The organism is Sulfitobacter sp. HI0129 (assembly GCF_001635395.1).
Taxonomy (GTDB): Bacteria; Pseudomonadota; Alphaproteobacteria; order Rhodobacterales; family Rhodobacteraceae; genus Sulfitobacter.
In genome coordinates this window covers 1-253 of record NZ_LWGH01000190.1, presented here as the reverse complement: position 1 = coordinate 253, position 253 = coordinate 1, and the positions used below count along the sequence as shown (strand labels likewise).

The following is a 253-nucleotide window of genomic DNA, read 5'->3' as shown; positions in this document are numbered from 1 at the left end:
TCGTCATCGGCGCAGGTGGTGCCCTGCTCTATCTCCTCTCACAGCCCGACGAAGAGGAAGCCTTGCCGACGGCCACCCCGGACGTCTTCCAAAACGAGGGGGACGGCTTTGGCGCTATCGAGACCTTGCCTCCGCCCGAGCCCGAGGTTGTGTTTGTCGGACCGGATCCAGTCGAGCCCAACGCGGAGCTTCTGGCGCAGATCACCGCGCTGCAGGCTCAGATCGAGGAATTACGCAACGCCCCCGAACCGGT

Annotated in this window: 1 pseudogene; it reads left to right on the top strand. The window is 64.4% G+C overall.

Features of this window, described 5'->3' with window-relative positions:
• Positions 1-253 (top strand): annotated as a pseudogene (locus A3764_RS01945) (TrbI/VirB10 family protein); the annotation flags it as partial.